The organism is Pontibacter oryzae, assembly GCF_003576375.1.
Taxonomy (GTDB): Bacteria; Bacteroidota; Bacteroidia; order Cytophagales; family Hymenobacteraceae; genus Pontibacter; species Pontibacter oryzae.
In genome coordinates this window covers 52,273-73,470 of sequence record NZ_QWGE01000006.1, presented here as the reverse complement: position 1 = coordinate 73,470, position 21,198 = coordinate 52,273, and the positions used below count along the sequence as shown (strand labels likewise).

Annotated in this window: 20 protein-coding genes; 13 read left to right on the top strand and 7 right to left on the bottom strand. The window is 50.0% G+C overall.

Translation table 11 applies throughout. From position 1 onward, the window contains the following. Positions 1-25: 25 nt before the first annotated feature. Both D1627_RS16665 and D1627_RS16660 read right to left on the bottom strand, forming a co-directional pair. Positions 26-652, bottom strand: coding sequence for an L-threonylcarbamoyladenylate synthase (locus D1627_RS16665; protein WP_119433420.1), 627 nt, complete (start codon positions 650-652; stop codon positions 26-28). A 70-nt stretch (positions 653-722) separates the two neighbouring features. After that, positions 723-1,280 (bottom strand): GNAT family N-acetyltransferase, encoded by a 558-nt coding sequence (locus tag D1627_RS16660; RefSeq protein ID WP_119433419.1) that lies wholly within the window; start codon positions 1,278-1,280, stop codon positions 723-725. A 162-nt stretch (positions 1,281-1,442) separates the two neighbouring features. Between D1627_RS16660 and D1627_RS16655 the strand changes: the two genes are divergently transcribed. Together D1627_RS16655 and D1627_RS16650 are read left to right on the top strand one after the other, a co-directional pair. Continuing rightward, positions 1,443-2,036, top strand: a complete 594-nt coding sequence (locus tag D1627_RS16655; protein WP_119433418.1) for a porin family protein — start codon at positions 1,443-1,445, stop codon at positions 2,034-2,036. Between the two features lie 104 nt (positions 2,037-2,140). Beyond that, entirely contained in the window at positions 2,141-2,683 is a 543-nt protein-coding gene (locus D1627_RS16650; protein ID WP_119433417.1) for an RBBP9/YdeN family alpha/beta hydrolase, read from the top strand. Between the two features lie 6 nt (positions 2,684-2,689). On the opposite strand, the gene D1627_RS16645 is transcribed toward D1627_RS16650, so the two are convergent. The 3 genes from D1627_RS16645 to fabG form a co-directional block, all read right to left on the bottom strand. Beyond that, a complete protein-coding gene (locus D1627_RS16645; protein ID WP_119433416.1) occupies positions 2,690-3,364 on the bottom strand; it encodes a pseudouridine synthase in 675 nt (224 codons plus the stop codon). A 305-nt stretch (positions 3,365-3,669) separates the two neighbouring features. After that, the gene (locus D1627_RS16640; protein WP_233555675.1) at positions 3,670-5,664 is read right to left on the bottom strand and encodes a vWA domain-containing protein; all 1,995 of its coding nucleotides are present in this window, start codon (positions 5,662-5,664) and stop codon (positions 3,670-3,672) included. A gap of 444 nt (positions 5,665-6,108) precedes the next feature. Then, a complete protein-coding gene (gene fabG / locus D1627_RS16635) occupies positions 6,109-6,855 on the bottom strand; it encodes a 3-oxoacyl-[acyl-carrier-protein] reductase (protein ID WP_119433414.1) in 747 nt (248 codons plus the stop codon). A 281-nt stretch (positions 6,856-7,136) separates the two neighbouring features. Between fabG and D1627_RS16630 the strand changes: the two genes are divergently transcribed. Further along, positions 7,137-8,474 (top strand): M23 family metallopeptidase, encoded by a 1,338-nt coding sequence (locus D1627_RS16630; protein ID WP_119433413.1) that lies wholly within the window; start codon positions 7,137-7,139, stop codon positions 8,472-8,474. A 103-nt stretch (positions 8,475-8,577) separates the two neighbouring features. Here the strand turns inward: D1627_RS16630 and D1627_RS16625 are convergent, their stop codons facing one another. Continuing rightward, a complete protein-coding gene (locus tag D1627_RS16625) occupies positions 8,578-9,186 on the bottom strand; it encodes a tetratricopeptide repeat protein (protein WP_233555674.1) in 609 nt (202 codons plus the stop codon). 195 nt (positions 9,187-9,381) lie between these two features. Between D1627_RS16625 and lpdA the strand changes: the two genes are divergently transcribed. The 8 genes from lpdA (at position 9,382) to D1627_RS16585 (ending at position 17,544) form a co-directional block, all read left to right on the top strand. Beyond that, positions 9,382-10,776, top strand: coding sequence for a dihydrolipoyl dehydrogenase (gene lpdA / locus D1627_RS16620; protein WP_119433412.1), 1,395 nt, complete (start codon positions 9,382-9,384; stop codon positions 10,774-10,776). A gap of 316 nt (positions 10,777-11,092) precedes the next feature. After that, positions 11,093-12,205: a fatty acid desaturase family protein gene (locus D1627_RS16615; protein WP_119433411.1), complete on the top strand. Its 1,113-nt coding sequence runs from the start codon at positions 11,093-11,095 to the stop codon at positions 12,203-12,205. Positions 12,206-12,352: 147 nt separating this feature from the next. Next, positions 12,353-12,940, top strand: a complete 588-nt coding sequence (locus D1627_RS16610; RefSeq protein ID WP_119433546.1) for a carboxymuconolactone decarboxylase family protein — start codon at positions 12,353-12,355, stop codon at positions 12,938-12,940. 80 nt (positions 12,941-13,020) lie between these two features. Next, positions 13,021-13,812: a hypothetical protein gene (locus tag D1627_RS16605; RefSeq protein WP_147383355.1), complete on the top strand. Its 792-nt coding sequence runs from the start codon at positions 13,021-13,023 to the stop codon at positions 13,810-13,812. A 16-nt stretch (positions 13,813-13,828) separates the two neighbouring features. Next, the gene (locus D1627_RS16600; RefSeq protein ID WP_119433409.1) at positions 13,829-14,221 is read left to right on the top strand and encodes a response regulator; all 393 of its coding nucleotides are present in this window, start codon (positions 13,829-13,831) and stop codon (positions 14,219-14,221) included. Between the two features lie 63 nt (positions 14,222-14,284). Continuing rightward, the gene (locus D1627_RS16595; RefSeq protein ID WP_119433408.1) at positions 14,285-14,809 is read left to right on the top strand and encodes a GNAT family N-acetyltransferase; all 525 of its coding nucleotides are present in this window, start codon (positions 14,285-14,287) and stop codon (positions 14,807-14,809) included. Between the two features lie 79 nt (positions 14,810-14,888). Next, the gene (locus D1627_RS16590; RefSeq protein ID WP_119433407.1) at positions 14,889-15,875 is read left to right on the top strand and encodes a YpdA family putative bacillithiol disulfide reductase; all 987 of its coding nucleotides are present in this window, start codon (positions 14,889-14,891) and stop codon (positions 15,873-15,875) included. A 307-nt stretch (positions 15,876-16,182) separates the two neighbouring features. Continuing rightward, the gene (locus D1627_RS16585) at positions 16,183-17,544 is read left to right on the top strand and encodes a DEAD/DEAH box helicase (protein WP_119433406.1); all 1,362 of its coding nucleotides are present in this window, start codon (positions 16,183-16,185) and stop codon (positions 17,542-17,544) included. A gap of 81 nt (positions 17,545-17,625) precedes the next feature. Here the strand turns inward: D1627_RS16585 and D1627_RS16580 are convergent, their stop codons facing one another. Continuing rightward, positions 17,626-18,531: a DMT family transporter gene (locus tag D1627_RS16580; RefSeq protein WP_119433545.1), complete on the bottom strand. Its 906-nt coding sequence runs from the start codon at positions 18,529-18,531 to the stop codon at positions 17,626-17,628. A gap of 71 nt (positions 18,532-18,602) precedes the next feature. Here D1627_RS16580 and D1627_RS16575 point away from each other — a divergent pair, with 71 nt between their 5' ends. Together D1627_RS16575 and D1627_RS16570 are read left to right on the top strand one after the other, a co-directional pair. Beyond that, on the top strand, positions 18,603-19,760 hold the full coding sequence (locus D1627_RS16575; RefSeq protein ID WP_119433405.1) for an AI-2E family transporter: 1,158 nt from the start codon (positions 18,603-18,605) through the stop codon (positions 19,758-19,760). Positions 19,761-19,885: 125 nt separating this feature from the next. Next, entirely contained in the window at positions 19,886-21,154 is a 1,269-nt protein-coding gene (locus tag D1627_RS16570; protein ID WP_119433404.1) for a replication-associated recombination protein A, read from the top strand. Positions 21,155-21,198: the final 44 nt, after the last annotated feature.

Sequence of the window (21,198 nt, the reverse complement as noted above, 5' to 3'; positions counted from 1 at the left end):
ACCTTCTAACTTCCCAACTTTCTAACTACAAAAACTCCTCAATGTCTCCGGCGCCTTCGCGGAGGACTTCGAAGTTGTTGGAGGCGTCTACTACCGTGGAGGCGATATTATTGCCGTAGCCTCCGTCTATCACGGCATCTACAAGATTTCTATACTTTTCGTAGATCAACTCAGGGTCGGTGCTATATTCTATCACCTCATCTTCGTCACGGATAGAGGTGGATAGGATGGGGTTGCCAAGCTCTTTCACCAGTTCCAGCGCAATCTTATTATCGGGCACTCGTATACCAACCGTCTTTTTCTTGGCGCTGGCATACTTGGGGACATTGCTGGTGGCATCCAAAATAAACGTAAACGGCCCCGGAAGCGCCTTTTTCATCACTTTATACGTGGGCGTGTCTATCTTGGCATAGTCAGAGATGTGCGTCAGGTCAGAGCAGATAAAGGACAAGTTTACTTTTTCTGGCTTCACACCTTTTATCTGGCACACACGCTCAATGGCGCGGGCATTATGAATGTCGCAGCCGAGCCCATAGATAGTGTCTGTAGGATAAATAATCACTCCGCCATTGCGCAGAATGTCTGCCACCTCCCGTATTTTTCGCTCCTGCGGGGTCTCGGGGTGAATCTGAATGAAGGCTGCGTTACTCATAGTTTCAGTGTCGTTTTAAATAATAAGATAAAAGTACTGATTAAGTAGCATAAGCGTTGCAAAATATACCTTAGCCTTTAAACTCAACGCGAAGCAAGCTGTATACTTCTAAATCGTGAAACCTGCCGTTCAGGTACTCGCCTTGCCGCTGCACGCCCTCTCGTGTAAACCCTAGTTTTTTGGGGATGTTGCTGCTGCGGATGTTGCCTACACCTACTTTGATTTCTGCGCGATTCATGTGCAGTTTTTCAAACCCATACTTTAGCAACCTGTGACAAGACCGACGCATGATGCCAAGCCCCTGTTTGTCCTCGGCCAACCAATAGCCAATCTCGATTTTCTTGTTGAGCCTATCTATCCCTTTAAACCCGATCAGACCGCATACTTCGTGGTTGTACACAATCACAAAAACCATGTCGCTGGTGTTGCCAGGTGCCGTTACAAATTTAAGGTAATTAGAAGTGTCGGCTATAGATACGCTAAAATCCACGAAGGGAAGCCATTGGCGCAGGTACTCACGATCGCGGTTAATGATCTGGAAAAGGGCAGGAGCATCGGGTAAGGAGGCCTTTTGCAGGTAAAGATCCGGGCTTATGCGTAACTGGAGCGAGGAATAAGTAAGTTTCATAGGCAGTGATAGTAAGTGTAAAGGCAAGATAGTGGCTCCCAAACATACTTCCAACGATTTTAAGCCTTGTACAGGCAAACTTAAGCCAGGTGGTTGTAGTTAAAGCTAAAGTATGGAGTCGGTAGTCCTGTACTTTCAATCACTTAAAAAAATCATACTTATATGAAGCACCTTATACTTGCCTGTTTCCTGCTAGCCTTTGCAGTCCCTGTTTTTGGGCAGGATGAACCCCATCTGAGGATTGGAGCCAAAGTAGGCATCAATTTCTACCAACTTAGCAGCGATGACCTGGTCATGGACGACGACACCGGCCTTAGCTCGGAATACAGCGTGTACGGGCGAATTGGGGAAACCTTTTTTGTGCAGCCCGAGCTTAACTTTGTGAACCATAAAACCCACCTGATCACCAGGAACCAAACCACACCCAACGAGCGCGACGCCTTGCTGGTGCGTTACCTGCGCGTGCCTGTATACCTGGGCTACCAAACCGGCTACGATGGCCCGATTATCTCGCGGGTTCGGTTTATGGCGGGGCCGTCTTATTCGTTTGCACTCTCGGTGGCAGACAATAACATCGACATTGAACGGAAGGACATCCATAATTCGCAGTTTGCGCTAAACGGTGGCCTTGCTTTCGAAGTATGGGTGCTGCACCTTGACCTGCTTTATCATCATTACATCACCTCGCTGCTGAACGATGGCAGGTCCGAAGGGAAGGGCCGGGCGTTTTCAGTAGCTGCAGGTATTAACTTTTAAGGCTGAGATTTATACTTTAAGAGTTGTTAAACTTGCCCGTGCTTTTAGTGCTCCGCACGAGTTCCACGTAAAAGAATGTCGCCTATAAACCATAAACCATACTTATGCAACGTAGCACAGTTATACTTGTACCTGGCCTCGGCGATTCGGGCGAGCAGCATTGGCAAACGCTATGGCAAAAACAGTTTGCTACTTTTGAGCGCGTGCAGCAAAAGAACTGGGAGGCCCCGGCTTTAGAAGACTGGGTGGAGAACTTGGATAAAACTATCCGGAAGCATCAGTTAGAGCAGGTGGTGCTAGTGGCGCACAGCTTGGGCTGCATGGCGGTTGTGTTTTGGGCGCAAAAGTTTAAGCTCCGCCTGAAGGGTGCCCTGCTGGTTGCCCCCGCCGATACCGAATACCCATCCCTGACGGATGCCGTGCAGGGCTTTGCCCCGATTCCGATGGAGCCGCTGCCTTTCCGGAGTGTTGTGGTTAGCAGCATGAACGACCCTTACCTATCCGCGAAGCGCGCGCAACAGTTGGCCGAGGCCTGGGGGAGCCGCTATGTGAACATCGGGATGGCTGGGCACATAAACGCCACATCAGGCTATGGCCGCTGGGACGAAGGTTTGGAGCTTTTAAAAGGACTTACCGGTAACTCATAGATCAGGCTAGTTTATCTGCTTCCGGAAACCGCCTTTGCCGCCGCTTCTTTTGTTTGTGCTTGCGCCTTTAAACCCGCTGTTTCTGGTAGCGCTGCTCGTTTTAGGAGCTTTACTGATTAAGGATTTTAATTCCTGCACTTCTTCTGTGCTTAGTTCACGGTACTCTCCGGGTTGCAGCTCGCCTAAGTTTATTGGGCCTATGCTTGGCCTGATGAGGCGAAGCGTAGGGTACCCCACGGCGGCCGTCATGCGGCGTACCTGGCGGTTCATGCCCTGCGATATTTTTATCTCCATCCAGGATGTCGGTATTTCTTTCCGGAAACGGATTGGCTTGGAGCGTTCCCATATTTGCGGCGCCTGCTCCAATAGTTTTACCTTAGCCGGAGCCGTTTTAGTGCCTTTCACCTGTACGCCCAGGCGCAAACGTGTCAAAGCCTCATCTGATGGAACATCATCAACCTGTACCAAATACGTTTTCTCTATTTTAAACTTCGGATCGGAGAGGCGGTGCTGTAGCTGCTTGTCATCGGTTAGCAGCACCAGGCCTTCGCTGTCGTAGTCGAGGCGGCCAACCGGGTAAATGTCCGGTACAGGCACATAGTCTTTCAGCGTGGCGCGGCCAGCCTCGTCGGTAAACTGGGTAAGTACTTCAAACGGTTTATTGATGATGATGTATTTCAATGTCTGGATGGTAAAAGGGATGATGAATTATACTTGCTGGGCTTTGGTTTACGGTTTCTGATAGGTAATAAGTCAGCTTTATACTTTAGCTGCTACGGCATCACCTTAAAATATGCGAGTTAATACTTATTTATGTTGAGAAACATCACTCCGCAAAAAAAGCTTAACACTAAATAAAGCCAGCATTCTAAATGCCAAAGGTACGGATACTTTCCTGCGCTTCGGGCATTAGCGGTGCGTAATTATACTACAGGCCGGCAAAGTATGGCGCTGCGCATGATCTTATACTTTGCCGCGCCCATGGCCTAATAACTGCCGTTATACTTCCGCACAAACCACTCGATGCTTATCAGGCCAAGCAATAGGAAAAACAGCCATTTCAGGTCAATGACCTCGTTCTGTTCTTCCTGACTGTAGATGATGCTTTTGTGGTCAGCCTGCAAGATGTCCTGCTCTAACTGCCGCATCTCACCCGGGAAGTATAAACTGGCGCCTGAGTTGTTTGCCAACTGGAAAAGCAGGTTATGGTCGGCCACGGCGTTCAGGGCCTCCAGTTGCAGCTCTTCCACCACAAACTCGCCCTGGTCTTTTTGCTGTTTGCCGGTAATGGTGGCAGTAGCCGTGTAAGTGTAGCGGCCGCCGGGCAGCGTGCCTATGTTCACGCCAGTCTGGTTCTCGCCGTTGGCAAAGGTAAAGTTTCTGGGCTGCTCGTCTTCGTCGGTGATGGTTAACGTAATGTTCTGGCCATAGATGGGCTCCAGGGCTTCGTTGTAGGCTTCCGCGTTAAAGCGTATCTCGTCTGAAGTGGTGTATTCTGTCTGGCTAGGGTACACGTTGAGGCGCTTTTTGTTGCGCGGCGCACTCAGTAGCTGCACCAGGTTGGTGATGAGCTGGTTGTATACCTGCGGCTGCTCGTGGTTGGCAGCTTCGTGCAGGCGCCACTGCCAGGTGCCGGAGGCAAGCAGTACGGCGTTGCGCTTGTCGCCGGAGGTTTGTAGGGTTAGTAAAGGCTTGGTGGTGCGCACGCGGCCAACCTGCTGGTAAAGTATGGTTTCGGTGTTGGCAGCCAACCTGATCTCCCCGAACGGCACGCGGGCCGGCGGGTACTCTTGCATGCGCTCCGCTGCTTGTTCCGGTAAATGGAAATTGCTAAAGTTGGAGTTAGGCACCGCCGATACCTCGTCGGTTTGTCCGCTGCTAATGACGTTCAGGCCAATGTTTAGGCGGTTAAAGTTTGCTAAGTCGCTTTGCGGCCCAAGTATGTAAAGGGCGGGCAGGTTTTTCTGGCGCACTAGATTTAGGGCGGACTCTGCGCCGGCCATGCGCCCTGGCAACTGGTGCAGCACAGCCACATCGTAATCCTGTACCTGAAATTCGTTCACGCCCGGTATAAAAAGTGCGGTTTCGTAGTTCTCGTTAGATTCTATGGCCGTGCGGATGGCTTTGATGTCGGGGTGCGGAGCCGCGGCGGCAAGCAGTACTTTTATCTTGCCCTTCACCACATCGATGTAGGCATGCTTGGTATTGTTGAGCGTGGTAAACTCGCCTTGCAGGGGCTCTATGCGCACCACATAATGCCGTTTGCCCAAGCCGCTTGCCAGCACCTGAAACGGAACCTGCTGCACCGGTTGGCCCTCTTTCAGCAGGACGCGTTTGCTGGCAAGGGTTTTGCCGTTTTCCTGAAGTATGACATTCACGGTTCTCCCCCCAAAGCCCTCATGCTGCACCTCCACTTCCATCGGGAAGCGGTTGCCGCTGTAGTTTACCTTGTTGTAGCGCAGCGAGGCAATCATTATATCTTTCTTCGGAACGGTATCGCCAACGGCCACGGGGTAAATTGTAAAGCCAAAATTGCTGTAAGTAGGGGAGAGGCCCTGGTTAACAATGCCATCCGAGAGCAGCACTACGCCAGCCAGGTTTTGATCCGAATAGCCATTCTGCACCTGCTCCAGCAACTGGCTCAGGTTAGATGTTTCAGAGGTATAGGTTATTGTATTTATACTTTCCGTTTGGTTACCGCCAAGGGTTTGCACCGCTGTTTGGTAGCCCTGGGCCTCAAGTTGATCGCGCACCAGTTGCAGTTCCTGTTGCGTAGCCTGCAAGGCAGTGGAGTCGGAGAACAGCTTAACGGATTGTGAGTTATCCAGCGCAAAAACAATGGTAGGCGGCACCGTGGTATTGGCGACATAGCGCACCAATGGCCCCATCAGCAAAAAGCAAAGTATACTTACCACCATAAAGCGCAAGCCCGCCAGTCCATAGTTCAGGGCTTTGGGCCAGGGAGTTTTCTTACTGTACAATAACCAGGCGTATAGCGCGCCAGCTGCTAGGCAGGCAAGTATAAGCCAAGGAGAGGCAGTAGTTATGAGGCGGAATGAGAACAACGGTTTGAGTTAGAGGGTTAAAGAGGTAGAGAGTTGAGAAGTTAGAAAGTTAAAATGACTTGGCTTTGCTTTACGGTAGCTTGCAATGTATGGGTATTTCTTGGTAGCATAAGTATGTACTCATGCCAGGTAAAACTATTGCTAAACTTTAGCCATACTTTGCAACCAAGATAAAACAAAAAGGCCAATGCCGCTAACACATATGCTACAGCATTGGCTTTTAGAATTACGATTTCTGAATTACAAATAACATTTCCACTAAACAACAAACCGCCGCAGGCGAAAAGTCTTGTTTCTTGTGTCTAACGTTTAGTGTCTAAAATCTAACGTCTAAATCGGAACTCAGAACTCAGAACTCTCCTAAGTAAGCATGCCGCCATCTACCTGCAACACCTGGCCGGAGATGTAGGCAGAGTCATCGGAAGCCAGGAACACAGCTGCTTTAGCCACATCTTCTGGAGTACCACCGCGGCGCAGCGGAATAGCCTTGCGCCACTCGTCTACCACTTTCTGGTCCAGCTCACCGGTCATTTCGGTTTCGATAAAGCCTGGGGCAATAGCGTTGCAGCGGATGTTGCGCGAGCCAAGCTCCAGCGCCACAGACTTGGTAAAGCCAATGATACCCGCTTTAGAGGCCGCATAGTTCGCCTGGCCTGCGTTGCCCTTAATGCCTACCACCGAAGTGATGTTGATGATAGAGCCGCTCTTGGCGCGCATCATGTGCTTGGTAGCTGCTTTGGTTACCGCAAACACAGACTTCAGGTTCACGTTCATCACGGCATCCCACTGCTCCTCGTTCATGCGCATCAGCAAACCATCGCGGGTAATGCCTGCGTTGTTCACAACCACGTCAATTTTGCCGAACTCTTTTACCACGTCCTCTACCAATTGCTCTGCCTGGGCATAATCAGAGGCATCGGAGCGATAGCCTTTTACTTTGCCGCCACCGGCCGCCAGTTCCTGCTCCAGTTGCTGGCCTTTCTCTACACTTGAGAGGTAGGTAAACGCTACCTGTGCGCCCATCTCTACAAATTGCTGTGCAATGGCACGACCTATTCCTTTTGAGGCCCCTGTAATCAGGGCTACTTTTCCTTCTAATGCTTTCATAGGAGCCAAAGTTAAAAAAGATTTTTATAATCCGTAGGCAGGCGCGGCCACAGCCGAAAATATGCCCGAAACGAACTGTGTTTTAAGCCCTTGAAGGAAGTATGGTAAAGGTAAAATAGAGGGGAGAAGTATGGCAGGGCCCGGCAAGTATACTATGTGCGATGCCAGGGAAAGTATTGTAACATATTTATAATCTGATTATTGTGTGAGATTTGATTTTTATTTCTATCGGTTAAAGCATATTTTTGTAGTGATTTTTAACCAAAGGTACCCCTCATATCATGTTGAAACGCAGTAAAGGACTTGCCATCCTGATCGCGTTGTCGTTGTTTATCTGCATCACGGCTGCGCAAACCCTAGACTTTAGCCCAGGCGACCTGCTGGCCCTGGAGAAAAGAGTAACCCCCGAGACTACGGAAGTAGAAAAAAGTATTGCCCAAAAAGCCGTTCCGGCGCCTATTGTCTACGGCATCGCCACCGACTCGCTGGAAATTGTTGAAGGTATTGTGGAGCGGGGCGAAGTGCTGTCGCAGATACTGGCCTCTTACAACGTAGATGCCACCACCGTGCACAACCTGGCGCAAAAAGCCAAAGATGTGTTTAACGTGCGCCGCATTGCCTCGGGCCGCAACTACATGGTTTTGCACGAGCGCGACTCCGCCCAAACTGCCCGCTATTTTATCTATGAGCCCAATTTGGTAGAGTACGTGATCTTCGACCTGCGCGACAGCCTGGACGTAACGCTAGAGAAGCGCGAGGTGGAGGTGCTGGAGCGCACGCTGGCCGGCGAGATCCGCAGCTCGCTTTTCGAAAGTATAGTGGATGCCGGCGGCTCACCGCAGCTGGTAAACAAGTTTGCCGATATCTACGCCTGGCGCCTGGATCTGAACCGCATCCAGCCCGGCGATAACTTTAAACTGATCTACGACGAGAAAGTGGTGAACGGCCAGACCATAGGGTACGGTGAGCTAAAGTCTGCCGTTTTCGAGCATGAGGGCCAGGAGATCTATGCCATCGGTTTTGACGAAGGGAACGGCCTGAGCTATTATGATGAAAAGGGACAGAGCCTGAAAAGAGCCTTCCTGAAAGAGCCGCTAGAGTATAGCCGCATCAGCTCACGCTTCTCTAAGCGCCGCTTCCACCCGGTGCAAAAGCGCTACAAAGCACACCTGGGCACCGACTTTGCCGCTCCGCGTGGCACACCTATCCGCACGGTTGGCGATGGCGTGGTAGTGGCTGCGCACTATACGCGCGGCAACGGATACTTTGTAAAAGTGCGCCACAACAAAACTTATACTACACAGTACCTGCACATGTCTAAGTTTGCCAAAGGTATCCGGAAGGGTAGCCGCGTAAGAATGGGGCAAACCATAGGCTATGTAGGGAGCACTGGCCTAGCTACGGGCCCGCACCTTTGCTACCGCTTCTGGAAGAACGGCCGCCAGGTGGATGCCCTCCGCGTAAAACTGCCAGCCGCCAACCCGGTAAGCAGAAAGAACCTGGAGAAGTTCGGCACGGTGAAAGACGAAACCATCCGCCGCATGCAGGCAATTGACATTAAGAGCGTGAAACAGGAACTGCTGGCAACCGGCAAGCACAAGCAACCCACCGATGCTTAGAATTACCCAGTGACTATTTGATTTTATAAACAAGAAAGGCCCTGCATGCAGGGCCTTTCTTGTTTTAGGGCAGTTGTGTTAGTTGCAATAAGTTTAAACGGGCTTAGTTGCAGTATTTTTTAAGGTAGAGGTCAGCGTCTTTTATGCCGAGTTTTTTTGCTTCCTGCCAGTCGTTGCAGGCGTTGGCTTTCTCGCTGAGGTTGTAGTATGGTGCACCGCGGTTATAGTATGCCTCGGCATACTTTGGGTGTAGCTGTATGGCCTTGCTATAGTCTGTAATAGCGCCACGGTAATCTTTCAGGCCATAGCGCACCAGGCCACGGTTATTGTAGGCTTTGGCGTCTTTGGGGTCCAGTTCGATGCCTTTGTTAAAGTCCAGCAGGGCGGCGCGGTAATCCTTCAGGTTATACTTTGAGAGGCCTCGGCTCAGGTATGCCTCGGTATACTTTGGGTCGGCGGCAATGGCGCTGGTGAAATCCTCTATGGCGGCGCGGTAATCTTTCAGGCGGTCTTTGGCTACGCCACGGTTAGTGAGGGTAGGGGCATGCTTGGGTTCCTGCTTCAGCACCTGGTCGTAGTCCGCAATGGCTTCTTTATACTTGCCGGCCACAAACTTATCGTTGCCGCTTAAAAAATAATCTTTGGCAGATTTCTGGGCAGTAGCGCCAATGGTTATAAACACAAAAAGTAATAGGGGTAGAATTTTACGCATGGGCACGGATAATTTATACTTTAGACTGTAAAGTACAGCAGCGCGGCGCAGTCTTAAAAGGATTTTCTTGTTTTTATGCCCGCAAATGGGCTTCAGGTTGCGCTACGGCCTACTAATGGTGGCGCTCCGGGAGAGGGTTTTGCAGAGTTGGGATTATCGTTTAATTTTGTCTGTCAACTTAATAATAAAGAAACTATGGCATCAAAATACGATTTAGTAGTGCTGGGTAGTGGCCCGGGTGGTTATGTGGCCGCTATTCGTGCGTCGCAGCTTGGCATGAAGGTGGGCGTTATCGAGCGCGAGTCGCTGGGTGGCATTTGCCTTAACTGGGGCTGTATCCCGACGAAAGCACTGCTGAAGAGCGCAAATGTGTTCGAGTACATCAACCATGCTTCCGACTATGGCATTACCGTAGGCGAGGCTTCCGTTGATTTTAATAAAGTGATTCAGCGCAGCCGCGGCGTAGCGGATGGCATGAGCAAAGGTATACAGTTCCTGTTCCGCAAGAACAAGATCGATGCGATCATGGGAACCGGTAAAGTAGTAGCCAAAGGCAAGCTGGAGGTTACGGACGCAGAAGGCAAGAAAAGCACAGTAGAGGCCAATAACATCATCATCGCCACGGGTGCCCGTTCGCGCGAGCTGCCGAACCTGCCAATCGATGGCAAGAAGATTATCGGTTACCGCCAGGCCATGGTGCTGGACAAGAAGCCGGAAAGCATGGTAGTGGTTGGCTCTGGTGCCATCGGGGTGGAGTTTGCATACTTCTACAACGCGATGGGCACAAAGGTAACCATCGTGGAGTACATGCCGAACATCGTGCCGGTAGAGGACGAGGAAGTATCGCGCCAACTGTCTAAGTCGCTTCGCAAGTCAGGTATCAGTATCATGACTGATTCTTCTGTGGAGTCTGTGGACACGAGCGGTGATATCTGCAAAGTGAAGGTGAAAACTGCCAAAGGCGAGGAAACCCTTGAGGCTGAGATCGTGCTTTCTGCGGTAGGTATCCAGACTAACCTGGAGAACATCGGCTTGGAAGAGCTTGGCATTAAAGTAGACAAAGGCCGCGTGATCGTGGACGAGTACTACAAAACAAACGTGGATGGCATCTACGCGATCGGTGATATCGTGCCGGGCCCTGCGCTGGCGCACGTCGCCTCTGCCGAGGGTATTATCTGCGTGGAGAAGATCGCAGGCCACGATCCGGAGCCGTTGAACTACGGCAACATCCCGGGTTGTACGTACTGCTCTCCGGAGATCGCCTCTGTAGGCTTAACCGAGAAAGCTGCGCGTGAGCAAGGCCTTGAGATCAAGGTTGGCAAGTTCCCGTTCTCAGCATCAGGTAAGGCTAGCGCCGCCGGTGCCAAAGATGGCTTCGTAAAAGTGATCTTCGATGCCAAGTATGGCGAGTTCCTGGGCGCGCACATGATCGGTGCAAATGTAACGGAGATGATCGCTGAGGTAGTAGTAGCCCGTAAACTGGAGACTACCGGCCACGAGATCATCAAATCGGTACACCCGCACCCAACCATGAGCGAGGCGATTATGGAAGCGGCCGCCGCTGCTTACGACGAAGTGATCCACTTATAATATCTGATACAAGAAGGCCGCGAATTGCATGGCGGTTCGGCTTAACTTTTATGCGAAAGGCAACCGTTTGGGTTGCCTTTCGCTTTTTATACCTGCCAGAATTAAAATTTAAACCGGAAGGCATAGCCAAGCTGCTTACTTCTTCTTACCTTGCTCAGGTATGAAACAGTGCAATTTACGCGGGCAGGCGTTTGTGGCACTGTTATGGCAGCATTTGCCCTGAACTGCATGTTGCAGGGTTTTCTACCCGCGATTCACTCCTGAGTATTTCCCGCCTCATCGTGTGAGTTCTTTTATCACACAAATTATTTCCCCAATGAAGTTAAAAGGCAAAGTAAAATTCGTCAATAAAAATAAAAGTATGTTTTTTCCGACGCTTAGGAAGCGCGTGGATGCTTATTTCGTAGAAAACCAGCTTTCAAAAACGGCAAATGCCACAATGGTTATTAAAAGTATTGTGCTGTTAGCAGGGTATATTCTGCCATTTGTGGCACTGCTGGTATGGCAACCAGCTATGGGCGTAAGTATGGTTTTGTGGCTGCTAATGGGACTTTGCCTGGCCGGTATAGGCATGAGCGTGATGCATGATGCCAACCATGGCGCTTACTCCACAAACAAAACGGTAAACTACCTTATGGGCCACTCGCTGAACCTGGTGGGCGGCTCGGCCTTTAACTGGAAGCTGCAGCATAACATCCTGCACCATACTTACACCAATGTGGTGGAGATGGATGAAGATATTCAGGATAGGCTGGTGCTGCGCTTCTCGCCGCACACGAAGGTTAAGTTCTACCATCAGCTGCAGTGGGTGTATGCGTTTGTTTTTTACGGCTTGCTTACGCTGTACTGGGTTGTGGCCAAAGACTTTGTGCAATACTTCTCGTTTAAAAAGAATGGCGTAAACGCTAACTCAGCGGCTCAAAACCAGGAGATGCTCCTAAAAATGGTTGTCCTGAAAATAGTATACTTCTTCACGATGCTGGTGGCACCAACCATGTTGTTCGGGATACCTTTTCTGCAGGTGCTTCTTGGCTTTCTGCTGATGCATTTTGTGGCAGGAATCATACTTACGGTAGTGTTTCAGCTGGCACATACCGTGGAGGGGACTAGCCACCCAAGGCCGTCTGCGGACGGTACCATCGAGAATGACTGGGCGATACATCAGCTTAACACGACCGTAAACTTCTCTAGGAATAACAAGCTGCTATCATGGTACGTGGGCGGTCTCAACTTCCAGATAGAGCACCATTTATTCCCACGCGTGTGCCATGTGCACTACCCGGCAATTGCACAGATTGTGCGCGATACCGCCGAAGAGTACGGTATTACTTATATGGAAAATAGTACATTTTATGATGCCGTTAAGTCGCATATTGCCACCCTGCACCGCTTTGGGCGGCTGCCAAATATAAATGAGGCAATTGCTTAAGTATAAATCAGTTCAGTAGAAAACCGGTGTAAGAATTGTCTTGCGCCGGTTTTTTTATACATGATATTGCGTTTACTAAATATTTGGTCGCTTTTCAAAATGCTATCGAAAAAATACTTAATTTTATATGCTCAAATAACAGCAGATATGAACAACCCCACGAGCGAAACCACTCAGAGCCGCTACCGCCTGGTAGAGTACAATGAGGCCACCCCTGAAGTGAAGGCAATTTATGACGATGCGATGCAGTCGTTACAATTACCGTTTGTACTGAACTGGTTTAAATGCCAAGGGAACAATGCCACACTATTACGTGGAAACTGGTCTAAATTAAAATCAACCTTGATTGAGGGGCAGGTGCCAAACGTGCTTAAGCAGTTGATTATCTATAACGTATCCAACCTGCGCGGCTGTGATTATTGTGCCCAGGCACATGGGATTTTCGCCGATAGCATGAGCGCAATGATCAGTGGAGAGAATGGTTATCGTGCCACTAACCTAGAGTCGTCCTTGTTGCCGGGCAGTTATAAAACAGCTATTCGTTTAGTTACTAAGGCAGCCTTGTATACGCAGCAGTTGTCTGATGAGGACTTTGAGGAACTGCAGAAAGAAGGTTTTACTGATGCCGAGGTGCAGGAGTTAATGTCGCAGGCTGACCTGGTAAACATGCTGAATACCATTGCCACTATTTCTGGTATTAAGCTGGATAATGAGTTGGCAGAGGCTGAGTTCTAGAGAACAGAGAGGTTACCGAATTGGAAAATCAGATATACAGAATAACCTACGAGGCTTTCTCCAGGTTTTCTAACAACCTCATGCGCTGCCGTACAATGGAGGCAGTTGCGCAAAGCTTTCAGGTTAATCTGAAGTACCTCTTCAACTTTCATACGTTTAGGGCTAGCTACAACCGTGGTAACCTCTACCTGCACCTGGAAGTTACCGCAGCAGGTGCCACCATAACAAAACAGGAGTGCTCCGGTTATTTATGTTTCGAGGAAGACCTTCTGAAACACCGTGTACCTAAGCATTGGCAGAACCTGGCCGAACTGGCGCTGCCACTGCGCTACAAACTACCTGAAGAAGAAAAAGCCGAGCTATGGGGCTGGTATATACAAAACGATGAAAGCAGGGATATTATAGTATCGGTGCTAGGCGGAGCAAGTAAAGTGTTTACCCGCAAAGACATCGCTTTTTTGAGGCTGGTGGCAGAGAACTTAGAGGCTAAGCTGTTTGAGCTCTGCCTGCTACAGGAGCTGGACGATAAAAACAGCAAACTGCAGGCAGCCTTCGATAAGATTAATGAGCAGAATGCCGTTATTTCATCGATCATGGAGTACCAGCAGGATGTTATTATTGAGCGCACGCAGGAAGTTGCCTCTAAAAACGCAAGGTTGCTGGAGGTATCCGTGTTAAATGCCCACACCGTGCGAGAGCCGCTTAGCCGTGTGCTTGGCTTGGTAAACTTACTGGAGTTGCGGGAGTGGCCACTTAATGAAATACAGGAAAGTATTATGCCGCGCCTTAAAGTATCGGCGCAAGATCTGGACGAAGCCCTGAAAGAGGTAATCGAAAAATCTACGGCAGATTTAATAAAATTAAAAGCTTAAGTTAGAAGTTGGAGAGATGAAGCGAATAGTACTGGTCGATGATATGGAGATATTTAACTTCATCATGGTTACCTCGATCAAAAATGTGGACCCTGCCTTTGCTGTGCACGATTTCACCGATCCGGTAATGGCTTTTACTGCCCTTGAGGAGTTAGACCCGCACGTAATATTCCTGGACCTGAACATGCCAGAAATGGATGGCTGGGCCTTTTTGGATAGGATGCAGCAAAAAAACCTAAAGCATAAAGTATACATTCTTACCTCATCAACCAGCGAACTCGACAGGCAGCGCTCCAGCGCCTACACTAACGTAGCCAGGTTTCTGGTTAAGCCCGTAGAAGAAGACCTTCTGGAGGAGATACTGCACGAAAACGAGGATGCTAGCGGAAATTCATTCCAGCATATTTAAATGGTTTACAAAATTAGACATTCCCTGTTTTTTGAGCTACACTTGTATATACAAATATAAAAAATGCATCAAGTCAATATAATACCCTGCGGCAATGACCAACTCCACACGCTACAGGATATAGCCATAAACACTTACGGTGACCATTACCTGTATCTGTGGTACGATGGCGGGATGTGGTATATCGACAATAGTTTCAGGGAAGAAACCTTGAAAAAGGAAATAGCGGATACTAACGCAGCGTTCTATTTAATTTACAACGCGGATAGCTTGGTGGGTTTCCTAAAGTTAAACCTGCATAAAGCATTGGAGGGGCAGGCCTCCGAGGAAGAGGGGCTTGAGTTGGAGCGCATCTATCTGTCTAAAGCAGCGGCTGGTAGAGGCATTGGTCGGGAGGTACTGGACTTTACCAAAAGGTTGGCGTTAGAGAACAACAAAAAGCTTATCTGGCTAAAAGCTATGGATAGTAGTTCTTCTATCGGATTCTATGAGCAAAACGGCTTTAAGAAGTGCGGAACCCATACCTTAACGTATGAACACATGAAGCCAGAATACCGGGGCATGCATGTCATGAAGCTGGTTCTGTAGGTATACTCACAATTTGCCACAAAAACTTTGCACAACCGGCAGTTGTTATGGCTTTGCATTTTGCTATACTACTAAACGAATGGGCTTGGATATAACATACGACATACTTATTATAGGGGCCGGCCCGATAGGCTTGGCTGCCGGCCTGGAAGCCCAGAAAGAAGGCCTGAGTTACCTGATTTTGGAGCGCGGCTGCCTGGTTAATTCTATTTACAACTACCCGCTCAACATGACCTTCTTCTCCACCTCCGAAAGGCTGGAGATTGGGGGCGTACCATTTACGTCGCTCAACGCAAAGCCTACCCGCTCCGAGGCCATGGAGTACTACCGCCGTGTAGCCGATACATTTGACCTGAATATAAACCTGTTTGAGGAGGTGCAGCACCTGCAGCCCGAAGGCGAGATATATCATATCCAAACCAGCAAAAGCACCTACAAGGCACGCAATGTAGTGGTTGCCGTAGGCTTTTACGGCATCCCGAATCTGTTGCATGTGCCCGGCGAGGACTTGGCCAAGGTAAGGCACTATTACTTCGACCCGCATTATTACTTTAGGCAGAAAGTGCTGGTGGTTGGGGCTAACAACTCTGCCGCCGATGCCGCCCTGGAAACTTGGCGAAAAGGGGCTGAGGTTACCCTTGTGGTGCGCCAGCCGGAGCTCGGAAGTATAAAGTACTGGACCAAGCCCGACCTGGAGAACCGCATAAAGGCCGGAGAAATAAAGGCATATTTTAACGCTAGCGTAACCGAGGTGCGTGCGCAGGAGGTAGATATCCAAACGCCGGAAGGCAAGGTAACCGTGGCAAACGATTTTGTGCTGGCCATGACTGGCTATCAGCCAGACTTTAGTTTCCTGGAGAAGATCGGCGTAAAGCTGACAGAAGACGAGAAGCGCTACCCGCAGTACCACCCCGATACCATGGAAACCAACCTGCCACGCGTATATTTGGCCGGCGTAATTTGCGGCGGCATGGATACCCACGTGTGGTTTATAGAGAACTCCCGCGAGCACGCTATCAAAATTGTGCGCCACATCAAGCACGCGCAGGAAGCGGCCAAAGTATAGCAGGCGCTTCTAAAGTATACTCGCTTATTCATGCATAGCAAATGTATGTCGCTTTTTGCTGCCCAGAACCATGTATAAGCCCAAGGCGTTAGGATGCGAGCAAACTTGGCTCTATCTTTGTAACTTATTTAGTTCTCAAAAGCACATAAGAAACTATACTTGTAGTTTATAGGTTGATGGGAACAATACCGGTCGGGAATGGCCCTTTATGTTTGGTTTCTGCCGGCATAACTATTTCAAACTCCGGCCAGCCCGCCGCTAAAGCAGCACGCATGGTGTTGCGCGGTTTTACATGAAAAACCATTTGATGACATTCGAGAATCTTAATTTGATAGAGCCAATCCTAAAAGCTCTTAAAACAGAAGGATATTCCAACCCAACACCCATCCAAGCCAAATCCATACCGCTTATACTTCAGGAAAGAGACCTTTTAGGATGCGCCCAGACAGGCACTGGTAAAACGGCTGCTTTCTCTATTCCGATTCTGCAATTGCTGCATGGCCAGCAAAGCACCGAGGGTAGAGGCAAGCGCCCGATCAAGTCCCTGATCCTGACGCCAACGCGCGAGCTTGCCCTGCAAATTGGTGAGAGCATGGAGTCTTACGGCAAGCATACCGGCCTTAAAAGCACCGTGATTTTCGGTGGTGTGCCACAGCGTAAGCAAACCGATGCGCTGCGTGCGGGTGTGGATATACTTATCGCAACACCAGGCCGCCTGCTCGACCTGATGTCTCAGAAGTATGTAGACCTGCAACACCTCCAGATTTTTGTGCTGGATGAGGCAGACCGCATGCTGGACATGGGCTTTGTGAATGATGTGAAGAAAGTGCTGAAAGTGCTGCCAGAGAAGAAACAGTCACTGTTTTTCTCGGCCACCATGGCCCCTGAAATCATGAAGCTGGCTGATACCATTCTGGTTGACCCAGCCAAAGTGGAGGTAACGCCGGTATCATCAACAGCCAACACTATAAAACAAGCGGTTTACTACGTAAAAGGCCCGGACAAGCGCAAGTTGCTGCTGCACCTGCTCAACAATGAGGAGATGGAAAGCGTGCTGGTGTTTACACGTACCAAGCGTGGTGCCGACCGCGTAGCCCGCGACATTGCTAAAGCCGGAGTTACCGCAGAAGCCATACATGGCGATAAGGCGCAGAACGCCCGCGTACGTGCCCTGAACAACTTTAAAGCGCGTAAAACCCGCGTATTGGTAGCCACCGATATAGCCGCTCGCGGCATTGATGTGGACGACCTGAGCCACGTGGTAAACTACGAGCTGCCAAACGAGCCTGAAACCTATGTGCACCGCATCGGGCGTACAGGCAGGGCCGGGGCAAGCGGCATCGCGCTTTCTTTCTGTACCGCAGACGAAACACCATACCTAGCCAGTATCCAAAAGCTGATCTCTAAGAATGTGCCGGTGGTGGATAACCATCCGTACCCGCTAACTGCCAAAGATTTTGCAGAGGCGGCCAGCACAATAAAAGAGCAAAAGCAGAAAGGTGGCAGAGGGGGCCGTGGCCGTGGAGGTAACAGATCAGCAGGCTCCGGAAACTCAGGCAGAAGCACAAGCGCTAACAGCAACCGCCCAGCCGGAGGCCCACGCAATGGCGGCGGCAACCGCAGCAACGGAAACAGAAGCCATAGCAACGCGAGCAAGGCAAACGCCTAAATCCGCGTAACAATAAATCAATAAAAAGCCCTGCCGGTATTCATCGGCAGGGCTTTTTATTTGCGGCAGGATGCGGGAGCCTTATGCTTCGGTGTGTTGTGGTAAACGTTGTTTTGTGCGGCTCACCAAGTATACCCCGGCAAATATCAATAGCGCGTATGATCCTTTCTCTATCGTAAACACATCCTTCCCAACGCCCACGGCAATAAGTATGGCCATTACCGGCTGCAGGTAAATATAGGCGCCCACCAGCGAGGGGTTGGCAAAACGAAGCGCCCATGTGTTGAGCAGATAGGCCACGATGGTAACGGCAAGGACCATAAAAAGTATGGCCAGCCAGATAGAAACCGGGAAGCTACTATAGGCAGGAGCAAGCAATTGTTTATACCCGAACGGAATAACCAGCACGGCGCCTACCGTAAAAATGCGGCTCACAATGGTGATGGCTTTATACTTCTGCATCAGTGGTTTAACCAGCACCAGGTACATGCCAAATGATGTAGCGTTTAGGATAATCAGCAAATCGCCCCAGATGTTACCAGTAGTATTCTCGCCTTTAGAGTTGTAGATAAGGAGCAAAGCACCTGTGCACGCAATCGCGATGCCCGATACTTTGCGCTTGCCCACGCGCTCTTTTAACAGGATAGCCGAGAAGATGAGCACCACCACGGGCACAATTACCATCAGCAAGGCAGCATTGATGGGTGCTGTAAGGTTCAGGCCAGCAAAAAAGCAGAGTTGGTTTACGGCCACACCCGTAATGCCGCAAAATATAACACGCAGGTTGTCGGCCCGGCCCACAATTTTTTCTTTGGTAACCAGCCGCGAGAATATCCCAAAGAAAATAGCTGCCGATACCACCCGTATAACAATCAGCCCAAAAGGCCCGACATAGACAGGCATCACCTCCTTGGCTATACTATAGTTGCTGCCGTAGATAAGTGCCACCAGAAATAGTGCTAGGTGCACCTGTATTTGTTTGTTCATGGCGCAAAGGTACATGCTTATTTGCCGCGCTCCGTATAAGGATGAAAACTAAAATTTAAACCGATACATACATGAGCGAAATGCCCCTGACCGTAAGGAGGTCGTTGGAAGTAATGGGCCTGTTTTTTTTGGGTTGGACGATTGTGCTGGCAAAAGGCTTGCTGGCCCCGCTGCTGCTGGCTTTTTTTATAAGCATTATGCTCCTGCCCATGCACAGCTACATGCGCAGGTATAAACTGCCCGAAGTGCTCTCCATCGTGCTCAGCATCTTGGCGCTGGTGGTTGTGTTTGGCCTGATCATCTGGTTCTTCTCCTTCCAGATTGGCAACCTGATCTCCGACTTTCCGGTGATACAGCGTAATGTAACCAGCCACTTAAACTCCCTGAGCGCCTGGATTGAGGGGCATAGCCCGTTTTCAACTGCAGAGCAGATGAAGTTTATTCAAGACCAAAGTAGCAAAATGCTGAGTTATGCAGGCACCATCCTGAGCGGTGCGGCAGGTTCTGTTACCTCGTTATTCATACTTTTGGGCTTGCTGCCTATCTATATTTTCCTGCTGATGTTCTACAAGAACCTTTTGCTGCGCTTTGTGTTTCTGTGGTTCCCGAAGGGCATGCATCCTGAAGTGGAAGATACGCTGCGCCAGGTACAGGTGATTGTAAAAAGCTACTTGTTCGGCCTGCTGATCCAGGTTAGCTACATGACGGTGCTGCTGGGCGGCATACTCTTGATCATCGGCATCAAACACGCATTGCTTATTGGGCTTATTTTCGCTTTCCTGAACCTCATACCTTACGTGGGGGCGCTGCTGGGCAATATTATCGGTGTACTGCTTACCTTAGCCTCTTCAGATCAGTTGTGGCCTATACTTGCTGTGCTGGGTACTATTGCTGTGGTGCAGTTCGTGGATAACAACATACTTATGCCGCGCATTGTTGGTTCTAAGGTTAAGATAAATGCGCTGGCTACTATTGTAGGCGTTATCATTGGTGGTGAGATTGCCGGTATAGCAGGCATGTTCCTGTCGCTGCCTGTTATTGCGGTGTTTAAAGTTGTGTTTGACATGACGGACCGCTTTAAACAGTGGGGCGTGCTTTTCGGCGATGAACGGCCAGAGGAGAGCCCCATGCGTGTGGCTGCCCTAAGGCAGGCCGGGGCACTTCCAGATAGGAAACGGCCCGGCTTACGCAAGAAATCTATCCCGCACGGCCAGGACAACAAGTCTTGAGGTTACATGCAAAAGTATGAATCTGTTGCCAGCTTTTGGCTGTGTAACCTGGCTGCTGCATTGCCCGGGTTGCCTGCAATTTTTGTAGCTTTGTTTAAACCGATTCCGGAGAAAGTATAGAGCAGATGAATCACCCAAACATACCTTTGGCCGAGCGCATGCGGCCGCATAACTTAGATCAGTATTACGGACAAAAGCACTTGGTTGGCCCTGATGGCATTCTTCGGCGCTATATTGAGGGAGGCGTTATACCAAGCATGATTTTATGGGGGCCACCCGGTGTAGGCAAAACCACCCTTGCCAATATCATTGCCAACCAAATGAAAGTGCCTTTTGTGGCCCTGAGCGCAATAAATTCCGGCGTAAAAGACATCCGCGAGGTGATAGACCAGGCCAAAAAGCGGCAGGGCACGGTGCTGTTCATCGACGAGATCCACCGGTTTAATAAATCCCAGCAGGATGCGCTGTTGGGCGCGGTAGAGAAGGGCACTGTAACATTAGTGGGCGCAACCACCGAAAACCCATCATTCGAGGTGATCTCGGCTTTGCTGTCGCGCTGCCAGGTATACATTCTAAAACACCTCACCAAAGAGGAACTGATCGAGCTCGTTGACCAGGCACTTGCCCAGGACGAATGGATGCGCCACCGAAACGTGCGCGTGGAAGAGTATGAGGCGCTGCTAACCATTTCTGGTGGCGATGCGCGCAAGCTACTGAACCTGCTGGAGATTGTGGCCGAAGGCGTGAAAGCCGATGAGGTGGTAGTGAAAAACGAACTGGTAAAGCAGGTAGCCCAGCAGAACATCGTGATGTATGATAAGTCCGGTGAGATGCACTATGACCTGGTTTCGGCCTACATCAAATCCATTCGCGGTTCTGACCCAAATGCTGCCGTGTACTGGTTGGCCCGCATGATAGAAGGCGGCGAAGACCCTAAGTTTATCGCGCGTAGACTGTTGATAGCTGCCTCTGAGGATATTGGCCTGGCAAACTCCAATGCGCTGCTCATGGCTACGTCCTGTTTTCAGGCGGTGCAGATGATCGGGTACCCCGAGGCAGAAATCATACTTTCGCAGTGCACGGTATACCTAGCCACATCCCCGAAGAGCAATGCCTCGTACAAGGCCATCAAGCAGGCGCGGGCCCTGGTGCAGCAAACCGGTAACCTTCCTGTGCCGCTGCACATCCGCAACGCGCCCACCAAGCTTATGAAAGAGATCGGCTACGGCAACAATTACAAGTATGCCCACGATTACGAAGGCAATTTTGTGCCGCAGGAGTTTATGCCGCAGGAGCTAAGCAACACCGCGCTTTACAAACCAGGCAACAACGCCCGCGAGCGCGACATGCTGAAGCAACTCCAATCGCAGTGGGGCAAGAAGTATAGGTATTAATTGTAAATTGTTAATTGATAGTCGTTGATTGTTGGTAGATCTGT